3 protein-coding genes are annotated in these 1,960 nt (G+C 29.5%); 1 reads left to right on the forward strand and 2 read right to left on the reverse strand.

Translation table 11 applies throughout. The features are described from left to right. Positions 1 to 9: 9 nt before the first annotated feature. Positions 10 to 270: a type IV conjugative transfer system pilin TraA gene (locus tag BKK50_RS09210; protein WP_077417461.1), complete on the reverse strand. Its 261-nt coding sequence runs from the start codon at positions 268 to 270 to the stop codon at positions 10 to 12. 134 nt (positions 271 to 404) lie between these two features. Beyond that, positions 405 to 809 (reverse strand): hypothetical protein, encoded by a 405-nt coding sequence (locus BKK50_RS09215; RefSeq protein WP_077417466.1) that lies wholly within the window; start codon positions 807 to 809, stop codon positions 405 to 407. A gap of 401 nt (positions 810 to 1,210) precedes the next feature. Between BKK50_RS09215 and BKK50_RS09220 the strand changes: the two genes are divergently transcribed. Continuing rightward, a complete protein-coding gene (locus tag BKK50_RS09220) occupies positions 1,211 to 1,807 on the forward strand; it encodes a lytic transglycosylase domain-containing protein (RefSeq protein WP_077417463.1) in 597 nt (198 codons plus the stop codon). Positions 1,808 to 1,960: the final 153 nt, after the last annotated feature.

A 1,960-nucleotide genomic window follows, 5' to 3' on the forward strand; every position in this document is an offset into this window, starting at 1 on the left:
TTTGGAAGATCATTGACAAATTAAAGCAATAATCCCACCAAATAATGCTAGGTTTTTAGTTTTAATGTACATGAAAACTGCCGCAAGAATTTCAAGAACAAGTAAAATAGTCCATGCTGTAGAACCAACACCAAGAGTATCTTTTACATCTTGTTTTGCTCCTGCGGCTAAATCTGCTGCCATCGCAACAGCCGGCACTGAAGAAACTGCTGTAACTGTTACAGTTGTTTTCATTTTTGAATAAAGTTTTTTGATAAAATCTTTAAACATTTTATTTTCCTCTTTTGTTAATTTTTGATAAAAAAAGTCGCATTAGCGGTTATCACTAATGCGACACAAATTCTAGAAAAAAAAACAAATTGTCAATAGTTATTTTCTTGAAATTTGAACTATCTCACATTTTTTTAATCTGTATCAATAAAAAGTCTTTTCAATAACATTTTTTCCTTTTCAGAGAGCTTTACCTCACCGACTATTCTATTAAATAAATCCGGTGAAACTTTATTCAGTTCAAAAAAAACACTAGAAAATCTTTCAACTTGTAAGCTCGTTCTTATAATTGAATTAGCAATAAAAGAAAGTTGCTCTTCTAAACGATTATCAAACGGATTACCTCCGGTTTCAATATTGTCTAATTTTTTCTTTTCAATTCTTGCACCAAGTTTTAATAACTCAAGTGCAATACTGCTTCTCGTTGCATTAGCTTCACCATCACCAAGACGATGCGATAAAATACGATCTATAATCTCTAAAATAGAAAAAGGAACACGAATAGTTACACGATTCATTAAAGTATTTGAATTTTCCATAAGCATTAAACTCGGTTATTTTTTAAACAAAAAACAGCACTACACAGTGCCATATAGCACTATATGGTGACAAATTCATTTTTTCAACAAAAAATTCTTTATTTTTCAATAAGCACTGTATATCATCTATAAAGCACTATATAGAGATAGAAATAAATGATTAAATTTTAATCATAATTTCATAGATACTTGATATTAAAGGAAATAAATGCAAATTTTATATTTGCGTTAGGTGTGTAAAAAATATAAAAAAATAGGTATCAGCTGTAAAATAAAACTTGTTAAATGGATAGTTATTATCTAAATTAACTTTACCCAAATAATCGCGAATGTATGCTTAATCTAGCTTAGGGATTAGCACCGATAGGCGAAAACACCGCTTGCGGTGGTTGAGTTTTTTTATGGCTGCTTGCGGCCATAAAAAATGCAAGCCCGACCCGACCAAAGGGAGGGGAAGCCCCAAAGATAAAAAGATAATTAAAAATAATTTTTTGTGTGTAAAATTAAAGAAAAATCACAAGGCAAAAATAATGAAATTGATAAAATATGCTCTATTTCTATTATTCCCTGTTTATTCTCAGGCTAATTGCTTTGAAAAGGTGGGGCGATACTATAACTTTGATCCCGATTATTTAAGAGCTATAGCGTGGAAAGAATCACGATACAATGTAAACGCTATCGGGAAAAATAACGATGGTTCAAGAGATATTGGAATAATGCAAATCAATACATCAAACATCAAAAGGCTAAAACCTATTTTCCCCTCAATAAGTGTAAATAACCTTATAAAATACCCCTGTTTTAATATTTCAGTCGGTGGATATATATTAAATGAGAATTTTAAAAGATATGGTAGAAAATGGCTTGCTGTTGGAGTTTATAATGCAGGAAGCAAAAACAATAATAAAAGAGTAAAAATTAGATATAACTATGCAAAAGATGTAAATCTCTACTATAATCAGATAAAGCGTAAAGAGCTAAAACTACCAAGGATTTAAAAAATGAATTTTTTAATTATTGTCATAATAATATTATTATTGATGATACTCAGTATAAAAAAACTAAAAACCATAAAACAAAAAGCAAGGAAAGAGAAAATTTTAGGATTTAAAAAAAGTCATAGCAAATACGCCATAAAAGAGAAGAGAAAG

The organism is Rodentibacter rarus (assembly GCF_001998965.1).
In the GTDB taxonomy this organism is placed as follows: Bacteria; Pseudomonadota; Gammaproteobacteria; order Enterobacterales; family Pasteurellaceae; genus Rodentibacter; species Rodentibacter rarus.

Bases quoted from the DNA above. Each gene is read 5' to 3' on its own strand.
- BKK50_RS09215 (WP_077417466.1), bottom strand. From the start codon at position 809: ATGGAAAATTCAAATACTTTAATGAATCGTGTAACTATTCGTGTTCCT.
- BKK50_RS09210 (WP_077417461.1), bottom strand. From the start codon at position 270: ATGTTTAAAGATTTTATCAAAAAACTTTATTCAAAAATGAAAACAACT.
- BKK50_RS09220 (WP_077417463.1), top strand. From the start codon at position 1,211: ATGGCTGCTTGCGGCCATAAAAAATGCAAGCCCGACCCGACCAAAGGG.